Source organism: Streptomyces sp. NPDC058469 (assembly GCF_042721125.1).
Classification (GTDB): domain Bacteria; phylum Actinomycetota; class Actinomycetes; order Streptomycetales; family Streptomycetaceae; genus Streptomyces.
In genome coordinates, this window is record NZ_JBHXME010000076.1 from 17,297 (window position 1) to 35,279 (window position 17,983).

A 17,983-nucleotide genomic window follows, 5' to 3' on the forward strand; every position below is an offset into this window, starting at 1 on the left:
ATACGCGCTCCCGGTCGCCTCAGACGAAGGTCCGCGTCGGCAGCGGCTTGCCGTACCAGAGCTCGATCAGACGGGCCGCGATCGAGATGCCGTACGGGGGCAGCACCTCTTCGGACTCGAAGGCCGCGCGCAGTTCCTCGCGGGAGAACCAGCGGGCCTCGTGGATCTCGTCGCCGTCGACGTTGATGTCGGTCGAGGTGGCGCGGGCCATGAAGCCCAGCATGAGGCTGGACGGAAAGGGCCAGGGCTGGCTGGCGACGTACTCGACGTGGCCGACGGTGATGCCCGCCTCCTCGAAGACCTCGCGGCGCACCGACTGCTCGATGGACTCACCGGGCTCCACGAAGCCGGCGAGCGTCGAGAAGCGGCCCTCGGGCCAGTGCACCTGGCGGCCGAGCAGGATGCGGTCCTCCTCGTCGGTGACGGCCATGATCACGGCGGGGTCGGTTCGCGGGTAGTGCTCGGCGCCGCAGGCCTGGCAGCGGCGAATGTGACCGGCCGCGGCGATCACCGTGCGCTCGCCGCAGCGGGAGCAGAAGCGGTGCAGGCGCTGCCAGTTCTCCAGGGCGACCGCGTGCACCATCAGGCCCACGTCCCGGGGGGACAGCAGCAGGCCCGCCTCGCGCAGGCCCGCGGGCCGCGCCGACTGGTCGATACGGCCGGGCAGGGCGTCCTTCTGGAGGGCGAAGTAGCTGACGCCGTCGTCGTCGGTGCCCAGGAAGTAGCGGTGCGCCTCGGTGAGCGGTGCCTCGAAGGACGGGGTCATGACGAGTTCGGTGCTGCCGTCAGGTGTCTCGTCGATGAGGACCTGGCCGCCGGAGACCACGAAGCAACGGGTGGTGGGGTGGCTCCATGCCGCGGCGAGCCAGGCCTCGTCGAGCCGGTGGTGGGCGGCTCGGTCGATGCCGCTCGGGGCGGTGAGCGAGATGGGTCGGTCGGCTGTGTGGTCGGTCCAGGTGGTCACGGGTGCTTCCAACTCCCCCGGCAATGCGGATTGTTTCGGCGGGCGGTTCAGCGGGACGTACGGCAGGAGGCGACCGGGTCCGGCGGGGACGAGGTGTGCGGGGCGGTTCTTCCAGTGTGCCTCGCACGCGTAGCCGTTCCGGTCGCGCGGGTTCGTCAGGGCGCGCGGCGCCAGGTGTCGGCGAGGTCTCCCCACAGGTGGGCGGTGGTTTCTACACCCTTCAGGAGGAGGTCGAGTTCGACCTTCTCGTTCGGGGCGTGCCAGCCGTCGGAGGGGACGGAGATGCCCAGGAAGAGGACGGGTGCCCCGAGGACTTCCTGGAGGTCGGCGGCCGGTCCCGAGCCGCCCTCGCGGGTGAAGAGGACCGGTTTCTCGAAGGCGCGGCCCATGGCGCGGACGACGGACTGCAGGGCCGGGTGGTCCAGGGGCGTCAGGCACGGGCGCGTGGCCGCGCTGAAGGTGATCTCCTGCCGGATTCCGTCGGGCACCTGCTGGGCGGCCCAGGCGCGGACGGCCTTCTCGATGTGGTCGGGGTCCTGTCCCGCGACCAGCCGGAAGGAGAGCTTCACCATGGCCGAGGACGGGATGATCGTCTTGCTGCCGGGGCCCTGGTAGCCGCCGCCGATGCCGTTGACCTCGGCGGTGGGGCGGGCCCAGACGCGCTCCAGGGTGGTGTGTCCGGCCTCGCCGTGGGTGGCGTGCGACTTGGCGGTGCGCAGCCACTCCTTCTCGTCGAAGGGCAGCTCGGCGAAGAGCTCGCGCTCCTGGTCGGTGAGTTCGACGATGCCGTCGTAGAAGCCGGGGACGGCCACGCGTGCGTGCTCGTCGTGCAGCGCGGCGACGAGGCGGGCGGCGGCGGTCGCCGGGTTGGGCACGGCGCCGCCGAAGGAGCCGGAGTGGATGTCCTGATCGGGGCCGTGCAGCCGGATCTCACACTCGGCGAGGCCGCGCATACCGGTGCACACCGTGGGGGTGTCCTCGGACCACATGCCGGTGTCGGAGACGATCACGGCGTCGGCGGCGAGCCGGTCGGCGTGCTCCTCGACGAGCGCCCGGAAGTGCGGGGAGCCGGACTCCTCCTCGCCCTCGACGAGCAGCTTCAGGTGCACGGCCGGGGCGGTACGGCCGGTGGCGGCGAGGTGGGCGCGGACGCCGAGTGTGTGGAAGAACACCTGGCCCTTGTCGTCGGCGGCCCCGCGCGCGTAGAGGCGGTTCTCGCGGACGACCGGCTCGAAGGGCTCGCTGTCCCAGCCGTCCTCGCGGGCGGCGGGCTGGACGTCGTGATGGCCGTAGACGAGGACCGTGGGTGCCTCGGGGTCGTCGGAGGGCCACTCGGCGAAGACGGCGGGGGCGCCGGGGGTCGGCCAGACCTCGGCGGTCGGGAAGCCGGTCTCCCGGAGTCTGGCGGCGAGCCAGTCCGCGCTGCGCCGGACGTCGGGCGCGTGGTCGGGCTGCGCCGACACGGACGGGATGCGCAGCCACTCGGCGAGGTCGTCGAGGAAGGCTGCGCGGTGCTGCTCGATGTACGTGCGGACCGCGCTGACGGCACTGTCAACGGTGTGGCTCATGGTCACGAGCCTATCGGCCCGCACTGACATCCTCGGTGGGCGGTTCCTCACAGTTTGCTTGCGCGCCCGGCTCCTCCAGCAGCAGCCGCTCCAGCGCGGCCCGGTCCGGGAGGTTCTCCGGCCGTACGACCTCGCCGCCGCGCACGTACAGGAACGCGGCCGTGACCGCCTCCAGGGGCACGCCCTGCCGTTCGGCCCAGGCGAGCCGGTAGATCGCGAGCTGGAGCGGATCGGCGGTGCGGGCGCGGCTGGTCTTCCAGTCGAGGATCTCGTACGTCGCCCCGTCGCCGTCGCCCTGTTTGTAGACGGCGTCGATACGGCCCCGTACGACGCGGCCGGCGATCGCGAGCTGGAAGGGGGTCTCGACGCGGTAGGGCGTGCGCCGGGCGTACTCGGTGCGCTCGAAGGCTTCCTTGAGGACTTCGAGGTCGCGTTCGTCGGCGATCTCGGCCTCGCTGCCGGGCAGTTCGTCCGGCTCCAGCATGGGCAGGGTCAGCTCTTCGAAGCGTGATTCCACCCAGGCGTGGAAGCGGGTGCCCCGGCGTGCGGCGGGTTGCGGCGGGCGCGGCAGCGGGCGCGCGAGTTCCTGTACGAGCGCGTCCGGGTCGGCGGCCAGGAGCAGCAACTGGGTGGCCGTGAGGGAGGCCGGCAGGGGTACGTCGGTGACTCTCCGGCGGGCGCGCAGGAGTTCGCCGGTGAGGGCGTCGAGGTCGCGGTCCCAGGAGGCGATGGCACGGGCTTCCTCGGGGGTGAGGGGCGTGCCGGGCGCTTCCGTGGGGTGCGGGCGTGCGCCCCCTGGTGCACTGGAGTGTTCGGCGGAGTGCGGGGCCGTCGCCTGGTGCGGGACGGTCGGGCGGTCCCTGGTCCAGGCGTCCCAGTCGGCGGGGTCGTCCTCCGGGAGGGCGCCTTCGGCTTCGGCCTCGCCCTCGGCCTCGGTTTCGGGGAGGGACTCCTCGTAGGGAGGCTCCCCGAAAGGGGGCTCTTCATAAGGAGGTTCGTCGTCCACCGGCGGTGGGGGCCAGTCCGGGTCGTCGTGGGCGTTCGGGTCGTGCGTGGCCGCGGGGTGGCCCTCGTCGTGGGAAGCGAGGTACTCCAAGTGGTTCATGACCAGCTTGGCGGCCTTGTGGCGGTGGGCCATCGCCGCGTCGTCCAGGGGCAGCGGCCAGGCCTGGTCGGCGGTGGCCGTGTGCAGGGCGGGGTTCTCCTCGCCCTCCTCGGGCTGGTCCGCCCAGGCCTCGATCTCGCCGTACCCGGCCGCGCAGTGGTCGTACAGGGCCTGCAGGAAGTCGGAGGGGCCGCGGGGCTTCTTCTGGGTGGGGCCCCACCAGTGGCCGGAGCCGAGCAGCAGGGAGCGGGGGCGGGTGAAGGTGACGTAGCCGAGGCGGAGTTCCTCGGTGTGCTGGTGGTCCTTCATGGCCTCGCTGAAGGCCTTCAGGCCTCTGGAGTCCCAGGACGCGACGTCGGGCAGGGTGGCGGTGTCGCCGCGCAGCGCGTGCGGCAGGACCTTGCCCTGGGCGGTCCACTTCTCACGGCCCTGGCTGCTGGGGAAGGTCCCGGTGACCAGGCCGGGGACGGCCACGACGTCCCACTCCAGGCCCTTGGACTTGTGCGCGGTGAGCACCTTGACGGTGTTCTCGCCGCCGGGCAGGGCGTTGTCGAGGCCCTTCTCGTACTGGGCGGCGATGCGCAGGAACCCGAGAAAGGCGAGCAGGGACGCCTCGCCGTCGCCCGCGGCGAAGGAGGCGGCGACGTCCAGGAAGTTCGACAGGGTCTCGCGGCGGCGGGCGGCCAGGGCATGCGGGGACGCCGCGAGTTCGACCTCCAGGCCGGTGACGGCGAGGACGCGGTGCAGGACGTCCATCAGGGGGTCGGACAGGGAGCGGCGCAGGTCGCGCAGTTCGGTGGCCAGGTGGGCGAAGCGCACGCGCGCGTCCGGTGAGAAGGGCAGCCCGTCGTCGTCCCCGGTGCGGTCGGCGCCGTACAGGGGTGTCTCCAGGAACGTGTCGAGGGCGTCGGCGAGCGATATCACCTCGGAGGGATCGACCCCCTCGACGGCCTCGGCGAGTCGGCGGTCCGGGTCGTCGTCGGCCCCCACGCGCGCGTGGGACACCAGGAGTCGGGCGCGCCGGCCCAGGAGGGCGAGGTCGCGCGGGCCGATGCGCCAGCGCGGGCCGGTCAGCAGCCGGACCAGGGAGGCGTTGGCGCCGGGGTCCTGGAGGACTTCGCAGACGGCGACGAGGTCGGCGACCTCGGGCAGATGCAGCAGGCCGGAAAGCCCGACCACCTCGACCGGGACGTCGCGGGCGACGAGAGCACCCTGGATCTCGGCGAAGTCGGTGGCCGTACGGCACAGGACGGCGATCTCGCCGGGCGCCTTCCCGGTCCGTACGAGGTGGGCGATGGAGTCGGCGAGCCAGTCGATCTCCTCGGTGTGGGTGGGCAGCAGCGCACAGCGCACCATGCCGTCGCGCTCGGCGCCGGGGGCCGGGCGGAGGGCCTCCACGCCCGCGTGCATGGCGCGCAGGGGTTCCGCGAGGCCGTTGGCGAGGTCGAGGAGGCGGCCGCCGCTGCGGCGGTTCTCGCTGAGCGACTGGCGGGCGGCGAGGCGGCCGTCGGCGTGCGCGAAGTGCTCCGGGTAGTCGTCGAGGTTGGCGACGGACGCGCCGCGCCAGCCGTAGATCGCCTGGCAGGGGTCGCCGACGGCGGTCACCGGGTGTCCTGTGCCGGCGCCGAACAGGCCTGCCAGGAGGATGCGTTGGGCGACCGAGGTGTCCTGGTACTCGTCGAGCAGCACCACCCGGAACTCGTCGCGCAGGATGTCGCCGACCTCGGGGCGGGTGCGGGCCAGGGTCGCGGAGAGGGCGATCTGGTCGCCGAAGTCGAGCAGGTCGCGCTCGCGCTTGGCGGTCCGGTAGCGGCTCACCAGCTCGGTGAGTTCACGTCGTGCTGCGGCTGCCTCGGGGACCTTGCGCAGCTCGGCGTTGCTGAGCTTGCGGCCCTCCAGCCCGCGCAGCAGCTCGGCGTCGTACGCGCGCAACTCCTCGGGGCGTACGAGGTGTTCGGACAGCTCGCCGTCGAGGGTGAGGAGGTCGCTGACGAGGTCCGGGAAGGAGCGGGTGAGTGCCGGGTAGGGGCCGGGGGCCTCGCGCAGCACGCGCGCGGCGAGCTGGAAGCGGGTGGCGTCGGCGAGCAGGCGGGCCGTCGGTTCGAGTCCGATGCGCAGGCCGTGGTCGGTCAGGAGGCGGCCCGCGAAGGCGTGGTACGTCGAGATCACGGGCTCGCCCGGGGGGTTGTCCGGGTCGATGACGTCGGGGTCGGTGACGCCCGCCTTGATCAGCGCCTTGCGGACGCGCTCGGCGAGTTCACCGGCGGCCTTGTTGGTGAAGGTCAGGCCGAGGACCTGCTCGGGGGCGACCTGTCCGGTGCCCACCAGCCACACCACGCGGGCCGCCATCACCGTCGTCTTGCCCGACCCGGCTCCGGCCACGATCACCTGCGGGGCGGGCGGCGCGATGATGCAGGCCGTCTGCTCCGGGGTGAAGGGGATGCCGAGGAGCTCCTTGAGCTGATCGGGATCGGTGATACGGGCGGGCATGTCGGAGAGGCTAGCGGCGGCCACTGACAGTCGAGGACCAATCGCCCTCAGGGGCAGAAGAAGCGCAGGTCAACACATGTGGTGCGATACGTCACGCGAGTTACTCGACGACGTGTCGTCCCTCGGGCCGCGCGCTGCACGAGGCCCGGAACGCGCAGTGCGCGCAGTGCTGCCCGGCCGTGGGCGTGAACCGTTCGTCGAGGACCTTGCCCGCGGCCGTGGCCAGCAGCTCACCGGCCCATTCCCCCTCCAGGGGCTCCTGGGCCTGCACCTTGGGCAGGGTCTCGCCGCCGTCCCGTTGCGCGGCGCCCTGGCGCAGCTGGACGAGTTCGGCGCCGCCCGCCTCCGGGCGCACTCCGTCGAAGGCCTCGTCGACGGCGCCCTCGCGGACCGCGATCTGGTAGACGGCGAGTTGGGGGTGACGCTCCACCTCGCGGGCGGTCGGCGTCTGCTTGCCGGTCTTGAAGTCGACGACGTAGGCGCGTCCTTCGCCGTCCGCCTCGACGCGGTCCATGGAGCCGCGGATGCGCACTTCGTAGTCGCCCGCTTCGAGGGTGACGTCGAAGTCGTGCTCGCTGGCGACGGGCGTACGGCCGGTGCGGACGCCGTTGGAGTCGACGTGCCACTTCAGGAAGCGTTCGAGCGCCACGCGCGCGTTGTCCTTCTCCTGCGCCGACTTCCAGGGCGCGTCGAAGGCGAGCGCGTTCCACACGGTGTCGAGGCGCTCCATGAGGGCGGCGAGATCGGCGGGGGTGCGTCCGGAGGCGACCTCGTCGGCGAGGACGTGCACCACGTTCCCGAAGCCCTGGGCGGCGGTCGCGGGCGCGTCGGCCTTCACCTCCCGGCCCAGGAACCATTGCAGGGCACAGGTGTTGGCGAGCTGGTCGAGGGCGCTTCCGGAGAGCACGACGGGCTGGTCGCGGTCGCGCAGCGGCACCTTGCTCTCGGTCGGCTCGTACATGCCCCACCAGCGGTACGGGTGCGCGGACGGGACCAGCGCGCGGCCCTCCTCGTCGGCGAGCGCGGCCAGCCGGGCCAGGCGGCGCGCGGCGGCCTCCCTGAGGGTCTCGGACACGCGCGGGTCGACGGTCGTGGCGCGCAGCTCGGCGACCAGCGCGGCGACCGACAGCGGGCGGCGCGGGCGGCCGGTGACGTCCTTGGGCTCGACTCCGAGTTCGGTGAGGAAGCGGGACGGCTGGTCGCCGTCGTCCGCGGGTGCCTTCACGGCGGTGACGACGAGGCGTTCACGCGCGCGTGTGGCGGCGACGTAGAACAGGCGGCGTTCCTCGGCGAGCAGCGCTCCTGGGGTAAGCGGTTCGGCGAGTCCGTCGCGGCCGATGCGGTCGGCCTCCAGGAGGGAGCCGCGTCGGCGCAGGTCCGGCCACAGGCCCTCCTGGACGCCTGCTACAACTACCAGGCGCCACTCCAGGCCCTTGGAGCGGTGCGCGGTCATCAGGCGGACGGCGTCGGGGCGGACGGCACGCCGCGTGAGCGTGTCGGCGGCGATGTCCTCGGCGTCGATCTCCTCCAGGAAGTTGAGGGCGCCTCGGCCCCCGGTGCGCTCCTCCGCGCGGGCCGCTGTCGCGAACAGGGCGCACACCGCGTCCAGGTCACGGTCCGCGTTGCGCCCGGCCGCGCCGCCGCGCAGAGCGGCCCGCTCCAGGCGCCCAGGCCACGGTGTGCCCTGCCAGAGGTCCCACAGCGCCTCCTCGGCCGTACCGCCGCCCGCCAGACGCTCCCGCGCCTTGCGCAGCAGCGCGCCCAGGCGCTGGGCTCCCCGCGCGTACGTCGGGTCGTGCGCCACCAGCCGCTCCGGCTCGGCGAGCGCCCGCGTGAGCAGCTCGTCCGAGGGCGGCGGCACGGGGTTGCCCCCGGTCCGCTCCTCCTCGCGCAGCGCCCGGCCCAGGCGGCGCAGGTCGGCGGCGTCCATGGCGGCGAGGGGGGAGGCGAGCAGGGTGAGGGCCGTTTCGGTGTCGAGCCAGGAGGGGACGGCGGGCTCCTCGGAATCGGCTTCCGCCGTGGCCTGTTCGTTCTCGGCTTTCACCGTGGCCTGTTCGCCGTCGACTTCCGCAGCTTCCGCCACGGCGTCTTCTACGTCTACGTCGTCGGCCTCCCCTACGGCTCGTACGGCTCCGGTGTCGTCCTCGGGCCGTGCTGAAGCCTCCGCTGCCGCCACCGCCCGCAACGCCGTCAGCAGCGGTGCCACCGCGGGTTCATGGCGCAGGGGCAGGTCGTCGCCGTCGATGTCGAGGGGGACGCCGGCCGCCGTGAGAGCGCGTCGGATCGTGGGGATCGTCCGGGAGCCGGCGCGTACCAGGACGGCCATGTCGCTCCAGGGGACGCCGTCCTCCAGATGTGCCCTGCGGAGGATGTCGGCGATGTTGTCCAACTCCGTGCCGGACGTCGGGTAGGTGTACACCTCGACGCGGCCGCCGCCCCGGACCGGGGACAACTCGCGGTGGGCGCGCACCTTCTGTGCCGGAAGCCTGGTCAGGGGCATGCGCTGGGTCAGCAGACGGGTGGCGGTCAGCAGGGCGGCGGCGGAGCGGCGGGAGGTCCGGAGCACCTCTACGGGGGCCGGACTGCCGTCCGCGCGCGGGAAGGCGTTCGGGAAGTCCAGGATGCCGTTCACGTCGGCGCCCCGGAACGTGTAGATCGACTGGTCGGGGTCGCCGAAGGCGACTAGGGAGCGGCCACCGCCGGCGAGGGCCTGCAGCAGTCGTACCTGGGCCGGGTCGGTGTCCTGGTACTCGTCCACGAACACGGCGTCGTACTGCGCGGCGAGCCGCTCGGCGGCCTCGGGGCGGTGGGCGAGGAGCACCGCGCGGTGGACCAGTTCCGCGTAGTCGAGCACTCCTTGGAGGTCGAGTACGTCGAGGTACTCGGCGAGGAAGGCGGCGGCGGCACGCCAGTCGGGGCGGCCGATGCGGCGGGCGAAGGCGTCCAGGGCGCGAGGGTCCAGGCCCAGTTCGCGGCTGCGGGCGAGGACCGCGCGGACCTCGTCGGCGAAGCCGCGGGTGGTGAGACAGGCCCGCAGTTCGTCCGGCCAGCGCACGTGCGCGAGACCGAGCCGCTCCAGGTCGGGCTGGCCGGCGAGCAGTTCGCGTACGGCGACGTCCTGTTCGGGGCCGGACAGCAGCCGTAGCGGCTCGACGAACAGGTCGCTGTCCTGGTGGGCGCGGACCAGGGCGTAGCAGAACGAGTGGAAGGTGGTCGCGCGGGGCGCGCGGGCGGCGCCGATGCGCAGCGCCATGCGGTCGCGCAGTTCGACGGCGGCCTTGCGGCTGAACGTCAGCACGAGGATCCGCGCGGGGTCACCTCCTCGGGCGATCCGGGCCGCGACGGACTCCACGAGGGTGGTGGTCTTGCCGGTGCCCGGACCTGCGAGGACAAGCAGCGGACCGGTCTCGTGGTCAACCACCGAGCGCTGTGGCGCGTCCAGACGAGGGGGAGACGGCCGGGTCGGCGGGGTACGCACCAGTCGGTAAGCGCCACGGTTCCCCTGTCGCACCTGGGGGTGCGACAGGCGCCTGGTGGAGGAAGAGGAGCTCACGTGGTTCGCCGGTCCTGGTGGGTGTGCGAGGTGTCGGTGCCGGCGCGGTGCGCCGTCGTCGAGGGGCGGTGGTCGGGAGACGGGTGGGAAGACTGCCGCCCGTGGCGGGCGGGGGCTGCGGGGTGAGGGGGACACGTGCAGCCGACGCTACGCCGACGGGTCGTACGGAAGCAGGGCTTCCGCTTCTTCCCTCACGGCTCGCGCGACCCTCACGTCCCTCGCCCCTCGAACGTACGGCATGCCACGGACGTGCCGGGTTTCCCCCGTACGGGCCACAGGTCGCCCCGGGGCGCGTCCGATGGCGGAAGCTGTCAGGTGTGACCGTCCGCGCGCTCGCCGCCGTCCCATCGCGCCCGTTTCATGTCGACGCGCGGCAGGTGGCCCTCGGCGGCTCTGCTCGCCTCCTTCAGAGGAGTGCCCTCCGCGCGGTAGCTGTCGAGCGCCTCCAGTTCGTGGCCGGGGAGCAACACGCCGTCCGCGCGGACGACCCGCCACCACGGAATGGCTCCCCCGTAGAGGGCCATCACACGGCCGACCTGGCGCGGCCCGCCTTCCTCCAGCCATTCGGCGACGTCCCCGTACGTCATGACGCGCCCGGGCGGAATCCGTTCGGCCACGTCGAGGACCCGCTCCGCGTACTCGGGCAGCGCGTCCGCGTGCTCCGGGCGGGCAGCGCCGTCGTCGTACCCGGGACGGACATCTCCGTGCTCCGGACCGGTGTCGTCCGGAAGGCTCTCCTCGCTCATCCGCCCCATCCTGCCGCACCCCACCGACAATGCGACGCGCTGGCGACTGTGCGTATCCCTCGCCCCGGAGCGGCGCGTGGGGCAGACTGTGCGCCCCCGCATTTGCACCCTGATGCCCCCGTGTGTCGGTGGAGCATGCCACCATCGTGCGGGCGGTGACTGGTGATACGAGATCAAGAAGAGACGATGAAGCAGCAGGGTGTGCACCCCGAAGACGCGGAGGGCACCTCTGACGCTGCGTCGCGCCCGGACACCGCCGACGCCCACGAGCAGGACCCCGCGGAGGGGCCCGCCGAGACGCCCGCGCCCGGCCCCGCTCCTGACCCCGTGCCCGGCCTCGACGACTGCGGCGACGACCCGCATGTCGAAGAGGTCGAGGGCGACGAACCGCTGCTCCCCGCGCGCGTGCACCGCCCTTCCGATCTCATGCGCCTCCTGGTGGGCTTTCTCGCGATCGTCGTACTGCTCGCGATCGCCGCGTTCGCACACGGCACGACCTCGGGGCTCGAACAGGACATCAACAAGGGCACCGGGCAGGCGCCCGACCTGCTGATCAAGATCGCGGGGCTGGCGTCCAGCATCGCCATCCTCCTGGTGCCGGTCGCCTTCGCGATCGAGCGGCTGATCAAGCGGGACGGGCTGCGTATCGCCGACGGCGTGCTCGCGGCGGTCCTCGCACACGGAGTGACACTCGCCACGGACCTGTGGGTCGCCAAGGCCGCCCCGGGCTCGATCCAGGAGGCGCTCACCCAGCCCTCCCCCGGCGACATCCACGCCCTCACCGACCCGGTGCACGGCTATCTGGCGCCCGTCATCGCCTACATGACGGCCGTAGGCATGTCCCGGAGGCCGCGCTGGCGCTCCGTGCTGTGGATCGTGCTGCTGCTCGACGCCTTCTCGATGCTGGTCACCGGGTACACGACACCGTTCTCGATCATCCTGACGGTGCTGATCGGCTGGACCGTGGCCTACGGGACGCTGTACGCGGTGGGCTCACCGAACGTCCGGCCCACCGGACGGACGCTGATGGCGGGCCTGCGGACGGTCGGCTTCCACCCCGTGGGCGCGGCCCGCGAGGAGGCCGTCGACACGGAGAACGGCGACCGCGGCCGGCGCTACTTCGTGACCCTGGAGGACGGCCCGCCGCTGGATGTCACCGTGGTCGACCGAGAACAGCAGGCCCAGGGCTTCTTCTACCGTGCGTGGCGCAATCTGACGCTGCGCGGCTTCGCGACCCGCAGCAGCCTCCAGTCGCTGCGCCAGGCGCTGGAGCAGGAGGCCCTGCTGGCGTACGCGGCGATCGCGGCCGGAGCCAACGCCCCCAAGCTGATCGCGACCTCGGAACTCGGCCCCGACGCCGTGATACTCGTCTACGAGCACACCGGCGGACGCACGCTCGACTCGCTCGCGGACCAGGAGATCACCGACGATCTGCTGCGCCTGACCTGGCACCAGGTGCAGGCACTGCAGTCGCGGCGCATCGCCCACCGCAGACTCGCCGGTGACGCGATTCTGGTGGATCGTTCCGGCACGGTGATCCTGACTGACCTGCGCGGCGGTGAGATCGCGGCGGGTGAGCTGCTGTTGCGCATGGATGTCGCCCAGTTGGTGACGACGATCGGTCTACGGGTGGGCGCCGAGCGCGCGGTGGCCTCGGCGGTCGGTGTCCTCGGGCCCGACGCCGTGGCCGACTGTCTGCCGATGCTCCAGCCCATCGCGCTGACGCGCTCCACGCGCGCGACGCTGCGACGGCTCTCCCGGGAGCGCGCCCAGCGGGAGCGCGACGCGATCCTCGAGGCGTCCCGGCAGACCAGGCTGGCCCACGCGGAGGAGACCCCGGAGGGCTCCACTCCTGTACTGGAGAGGCCCGACAAGAAGGCCGTACGCGCGGAGCAGCGGGCCGAGAAGCGGGCCATCGACGAGGCCTTGGACGAGGCGCGCGAGGAGGATCTGCTCACCCAGATCCGGCACCAGGTGCTGCTGATCAGGCCCCAGGCGCCTGTTGAACCGGCCCGTCTGGAGCGGGTACGGCCGCGCACGCTGATCAGTTTCATGGCGGGTGCGATCGGTGCCTACTTCCTGCTGACGCAGCTCACGCACATCGAGTTCGGTCCGCTCGTCGCCAACGCCCAGTGGGGCTGGGTGGCCGCGGCCGTGCTGTTCTCGGCGCTGAGCTACTTCGCGGCGGCGATGGCCCTCCTGGGGTTCGTGCCGGAGCGCGTGCCGTTCCTGCGGGCCGTGGGAGCGCAGGTCGCCGGGTCTTTCGTGAAGATCGTGGCCCCGGCCGCGGTCGGCGGTGTCGCCCTGAACACCCGCTTCCTGCAGCGTGCCGGGGTACGGCCCGGGCTCGCGGTGGCGAGTGTCGGCGCGTCACAACTGTTCGGGCTGGGCTGCCACATCCTGATGCTGCTGTCGTTCGGCTATCTGACCGGCACCGAGAAGACGCCGTCCCTGTCGCCGTCCCGGACGGTCATCGCCGGTCTGTTGACGGTGGCGGTGCTCGTGCTCGTGGTGACCTCGGTGCCGTTCCTGCGGAAGTTCCTCGTCACGCGCGTGCGGTCGCTTTTCGCGGGAGTCATCCCGCGCATGCTCGACGTGCTGCAGCGGCCGCAGAAGCTGATCACCGGCATCGGCGGCATGCTCCTGCTGACAGCCTGCTTCGTGATGTGCCTGGACGCGTCGATCCGGGCGTTCGGCGACGATTCGACGTCGCTCAGCCTGGCCAGCGTCGCGGTCGTCTTCCTCGCGGGCAACGCGCTCGGTTCCGCGGCCCCGACCCCGGGCGGTGTGGGCGCCGTCGAGGCGACTCTGACGGTCGGTCTGATCGCTGTGGGCCTCCCCAAGGAGGTCGCCGCTCCGGCGGTGCTGCTGTACCGGCTGCTGACGCTGTGGATTCCGGTGCTGCCTGGCTGGCTGTTCTTCAACCACCTGTCCCGCAAGGGCTCCCTGTAGAGCACGCACACGTACGCACGTAGTGCACGCACGCGTGCGTACCTCGTACGGCCCGCGCCCCGAGCGCACCGCTACGTACGACCTCAGGATGGGATCATGCCGAACCCCTCCCGGCTGCGTGCCGCTGCCCTGACCGCCACCGTCGTCCTGCTGTCCGCCACGTTGGCGGGCTGCGGCGGCGACTCCAAGGACGAGGATCCGACGGCCCAGAAGCTGAGCTGGAAGGACTGCCCCGCCCCGTCCGAGGCCGAGGGCGGCGGCGCCGCACCGTCACCGCTGCCGAACGGCACCAAGTGGCAGTGCGCCACCATGAAGGCGCCGCTCGACTGGAACAAGCCCAAGGGCGACACGATCAAACTCGCTCTGGTCCGGGCGAAGGCGAGCGGCGACAAGAGCAAGCGGATCGGATCGCTCGTCTTCAACTTCGGCGGCCCCGGCGGATCGGGCGTCACCACGCTGCCCGCGTTCGGCGAGGACTACGCGACCCTGCGCACCCGCTACGACCTGGTGAGCTTCGACCCTCGCGGAGTGGGCCGCAGTGCCGGCGTCGAGTGCGAGAGCGATTCTCAACTCGACCAGTACTTCCAGCAGGACGCCACCCCGGACACCACGGCCGAGCGCACCAAGCTCCTGGCCAACACCAAGCAGTTCAACGCGGCTTGCGAGAAGAACTCCAAGAAGATGCTCCCTCAGGTGCGCACCACCGACGCGGCCCGCGACATGGACCTGATGCGCCAGGTCCTCGGCGACGACAAGCTGCACTACTTCGGCATCTCGTACGGCACCGAACTCGGCGGTGTCTACGCCCACTTGTTCCCCAAGCACGTGGGCCGCGCCGTCTTCGACGCGGTCGTCGACCCCACCCAGAACTCCGAACAGGGCTCCCTGGGACAGGCCAAGGGCTTCCAGCTCGCGCTCGACAACTTCGCCGACGACTGCACGTCGAAGACCACGGACTGCCCGGTCGGCGACACCGCGCAGGACGTCAAGGACCGCATCGCCAAGCTGCTCAAGGACCTGGACAGCAAGCCGATCCCTGGCATCTTCCCCCGCCAACTGACCCAGACGGCCGCCACGAACGGCATCGCGCAGGCGCTGTACTCCAAGGACTTCTGGGAGTTCCTCACCGAGGGGCTCGAACAGGCCTACAGCGGTAACGGCAAGGACCTCATGCTGCTGTCCGACTCGATGAACGGGCGCAGCGAGAACGGCGAGTACAGCAACATCACCGCGGCGAACGTCGCCATCAACTGCGCCGACGACAAGCCGCGATACACCGCCGACTACGTGGAGCAGAAGCTGCCCGAGTTCCGGGCCGCCTCTCCCCTCTTCGGCGACTTCCTGGCCTGGGGCATGGTCAGCTGCACCAACTGGGCCGTGCCGGGCGCCGCCGACCATCCGAATGTGAGCGCGGCCGGGTCGGCGCCGATCCTCGTCGTGGGCAACACCGGTGACCCGGCCACGCCGTACGAGGGCGCGCGGAAGATGGTGGACTCGCTGGGCAAGGGCGTCGCGGTCGAGCTGACGTACAAGGGCCAGGGGCACGGGGCGTACGACAGCAAGAACAAGTGCGTGCAGAGCGCGGTGAACGGCTATCTGCTGAACGGGAAAGTCCCGGCGGCCGGCACCGTCTGCTCCTGAACCCGCCCCTCGAAATCCGGGCAAAAGTGCAGGTCAAATGGTTATCCACAGGCCGTCTCGGGCTCGGCTCGCGCCGCCTACTATGGCCTGACCGCCATCCGCGGCGTGACGCGGACGGCCTGCGAGGGGGGAATGCACATGGCGCGATTCGTACGGTGGACGGCCCTGATGGCCGCCGCCGCACTGCTGACGGCCGGCTGTAGCGGCGGCTCGTCCGACGACGGCAAGGACGGCGCGGGCGCGGGGGACGCCAAGCCGTCCACGGCCGACTCGTCCTCTTCCACGACCGCGCTGCCCGCGTCGCTGACCGCGCAGAAGCTCGGCTGGGGACGCTGCAAGGCCACCGCCGACTCGGCCGCGCCGAGCAGCGACTGGCAGTGCGCGACGCTCAAGGTGCCGCTGGACTGGGCGAAGCCGGACGGCTCCACGATCGGGCTCGCGCTGATCCGCTCCAAGTCGACGGGCGGCGACCGCATCGGCTCGCTGCTGTTCAACTTCGGCGGACCCGGCGGGTCGGGCGTGGACTACATGCCGGCGTACGCCACCACGGTGTCCGCGCTGCACGAGCGCTACGACCTGGTGAGCTGGGACCCGCGCGGGGTCGCCTCCAGCGAGGGCGTCCGCTGCCGCGGCGACAAGGCGATCCAGGCCTCCGAGGACATCGACGCCACGCCGGACACACCGGCCGAGGAGAAGGCGTACTTTCAGGACGCCGCCGACTTCGGCAAGGGCTGCGAGAAGGCCGCCGGGAAGCTGATGGCGCATGTGTCGACGACCGACACGGCCCGCGACATGGACCTGATGCGCCAGGTGCTGGGTGACACGAAGATGCACTACTTCGGCATCTCGTACGGCACCGAACTCGGCGGTGTCTACGCCCACTTGTTCCCCAAGCACGTGGGGCGGCTGATCCTGGACGCGGTCGTCGACCCGAGCGCCAACTCGGTGGGCCACGCCCTGAACCAGACCCGGGGCTTCCAGCGCGCGCTGGACGACTACCTCAAGTCGACGGACCAGGACCCGGATCAGGGCTCGCGGAAGATCGCGGCCCTGCTGAAGCGGATCGACGCCAAGCCGCTGGCGACCTCCACCGGGCGGAAGCTGACCCAGACGCTCGCGCTGACCGGCATCGTCCTTCCGCTGTACAGCAAGGACAGCTGGCCCACCCTGACCAGCGCCCTGAACTCCGCGGAGGAGGGGGACGGTTCGGAGCTGCTGGCGCTCGCCGACGGCTACAACGACCGTGACAGCGCGGGGCACTACGGCACGACGACCCACTCCCAACGGGTCATATCGTGCTTGGACGACAAGCAGCGGCCGACGCCCGCACAGACGCAGAAGCTGCTGCCCGAGTTCGAGAAGATCTCCCCCGTGTTCGGCGACTTCCTGGGCTGGGACACGGCCGGGTGGTGTCACGACTGGCCGGTGGCCGGGCAGTACGACACTCCGGAGGTCAGCGCGCCCGGTGCGGCGCCGATCCTGGTGGTCGGCAACACCGGGGACCCGGCGACGCCGTACGAGGGTGCCCGCAAGATGGTCGACGAGCTGGGCAAGGGCGTCGGTGTGGAGCTCACCTGGAAGGGCGAGGGACACGGGGCGTACGGCAGCGGGAGCGACTGTGTCGACTCCACGGTGGACGCGTATCTGCTGAAGGGGACGGTGCCCGAGGACGGCAAGGTCTGCGCCTCGTAGCCGGGGCGGTCGGAGCGACGGGGGCAGCGGAAAGGGGCCCGGCACGTGTGGTGCCGAGCCCCTCCCGGGAAAGTGTGTGTCTAGTAGACGGGCTTGTCGGGCTCGATCTGGTTGACCCAGCCGATCACGCCGCCGCCGACGTGGACCGCGTCCGCGAAGCCGGCCGACTTGAGGACGGCGAGTACTTCCGCACTGCGGACGCCCGTCTTGCAGTGCAGGACGATCTTCTTGTCCTGCGGGAGCGTCTCCAGGGCGGTGCCCATGAGGAACTCGTTCTTGGGGATCAGCTTGGCGCCGGGGATCGAGACGATCTCGTACTCGTTGATCTCGCGTACGTCGATGATCTCGATGTTCTCGCCGTCGTCGATCCACTCCTTGAGCTGCTTGGGAGTGATCGTCGAGCCGGCGGCCGCCTGCTGGGCCTCCTCGGAGACGACGCCGCAGAAGGCCTCGTAGTCGATGAGCTCGGTGACGGTCGCGTTCGGTCCGCAGACCGCGCAGTTGGGGTCCTTGCGGACCTTGACCTGGCGGTACTGCATCTCCAGGGCGTCGTAGATCATCAGGCGGCCGACGAGCGGGTCGCCGATGCCGGTCAGGACCTTGATCGCCTCGGTGACCTGGATGGAGCCGATGGACGCGCACAGCACGCCCAGGACGCCGCCCTCGGCGCAGGAGGGGACCATGCCGGGGGGCGGGGGCTCCGGGTAGAGGCAGCGGTAGCAGGGGCCGTGCTCGGACCAGAAGACGGAGGCCTGGCCGTCGAAGCGGTAGATCGAACCCCACACGTACGGCTTGTTCAGCAGCACGGCGGCGTCGTTGACCAGGTAGCGGGTCGCGAAGTTGTCCGTGCCGTCGACGATCAGGTCGTACTGGCTGAAGATGTCCATCACGTTCTCGGCCTCAAGCCGCTCTTCGTGGAGGATCACGTTCACGTACGGGTTGATGCCCAGCACGGAGTCGCGCGCCGACTCGGCCTTCGAGCGGCCGATGTCGGCCTGGCTGTGGATGATCTGGCGCTGCAGGTTCGACTCGTCGACCTCGTCGAACTCCACGATGCCGAGCGTGCCCACGCCCGCCGCGGCCAGGTACATCAGCGCCGGCGAGCCCAGACCACCGGCGCCCACACAGAGCACCTTGGCGTTCTTCAGCCGCTTCTGCCCGTCCATGCCCACGTCGGGGATGATCAGGTGGCGGGAGTACCTGCGGACCTCGTCTACGGTGAGCTCGGCAGCCGGCTCGACCAGGGGTGGCAGCGACACGGGGACTCCGTTG

General features: G+C 71.5%; 9 protein-coding genes. 3 read left to right on the plus strand and 6 right to left on the minus strand.

Features of this window, described 5'->3' with window-relative positions; translation table 11 throughout:
• Positions 1–19: 19 nt before the first annotated feature.
• From nudC to ACFWP5_RS28680, 5 genes are all read right to left on the minus strand, one after another.
• Positions 20–964 carry an NAD(+) diphosphatase gene (gene nudC, locus ACFWP5_RS28660; RefSeq protein ID WP_384162499.1) on the minus strand — a complete coding sequence of 315 codons (945 nt, stop codon included), beginning with the start codon at positions 962–964 and terminating at the stop codon, positions 20–22.
• A 155-nt stretch (positions 965–1,119) separates the two neighbouring features.
• Complete coding sequence (locus ACFWP5_RS28665; protein ID WP_384162502.1) at positions 1,120–2,532, minus strand: dipeptidase; 1,413 nt, start codon at positions 2,530–2,532, stop codon at positions 1,120–1,122.
• Positions 2,533–2,542: 10 nt separating this feature from the next.
• Positions 2,543–6,127 (minus strand): UvrD-helicase domain-containing protein, encoded by a 3,585-nt coding sequence (locus tag ACFWP5_RS28670; protein WP_384162505.1) that lies wholly within the window; start codon positions 6,125–6,127, stop codon positions 2,543–2,545.
• Between the two features lie 100 nt (positions 6,128–6,227).
• Positions 6,228–9,680 carry an ATP-dependent helicase gene (locus tag ACFWP5_RS28675; protein ID WP_384162508.1) on the minus strand — a complete coding sequence of 1,151 codons (3,453 nt, stop codon included), beginning with the start codon at positions 9,678–9,680 and terminating at the stop codon, positions 6,228–6,230.
• A 311-nt stretch (positions 9,681–9,991) separates the two neighbouring features.
• Positions 9,992–10,426 carry an MGMT family protein gene (locus ACFWP5_RS28680; RefSeq protein ID WP_384162511.1) on the minus strand — a complete coding sequence of 145 codons (435 nt, stop codon included), beginning with the start codon at positions 10,424–10,426 and terminating at the stop codon, positions 9,992–9,994.
• A 186-nt stretch (positions 10,427–10,612) separates the two neighbouring features.
• Between ACFWP5_RS28680 and ACFWP5_RS28685 the strand changes: the two genes are divergently transcribed.
• The 3 genes from ACFWP5_RS28685 (at position 10,613) to ACFWP5_RS28695 (ending at position 16,711) form a co-directional block, all read left to right on the plus strand.
• Positions 10,613–13,378 carry a YbhN family protein gene (locus ACFWP5_RS28685; protein ID WP_384162514.1) on the plus strand — a complete coding sequence of 922 codons (2,766 nt, stop codon included), beginning with the start codon at positions 10,613–10,615 and terminating at the stop codon, positions 13,376–13,378.
• Between the two features lie 96 nt (positions 13,379–13,474).
• Entirely contained in the window at positions 13,475–15,019 is a 1,545-nt protein-coding gene (locus tag ACFWP5_RS28690; protein ID WP_384162517.1) for an alpha/beta hydrolase, read from the plus strand.
• Between the two features lie 138 nt (positions 15,020–15,157).
• Positions 15,158–16,711: an alpha/beta hydrolase gene (locus tag ACFWP5_RS28695; protein WP_384162520.1), complete on the plus strand. Its 1,554-nt coding sequence runs from the start codon at positions 15,158–15,160 to the stop codon at positions 16,709–16,711.
• A gap of 80 nt (positions 16,712–16,791) precedes the next feature.
• Here the strand turns inward: ACFWP5_RS28695 and moeZ are convergent, their stop codons facing one another.
• Complete coding sequence (gene moeZ / locus ACFWP5_RS28700) at positions 16,792–17,970, minus strand: adenylyltransferase/sulfurtransferase MoeZ (protein ID WP_384162523.1); 1,179 nt, start codon at positions 17,968–17,970, stop codon at positions 16,792–16,794.
• Positions 17,971–17,983: the final 13 nt, after the last annotated feature.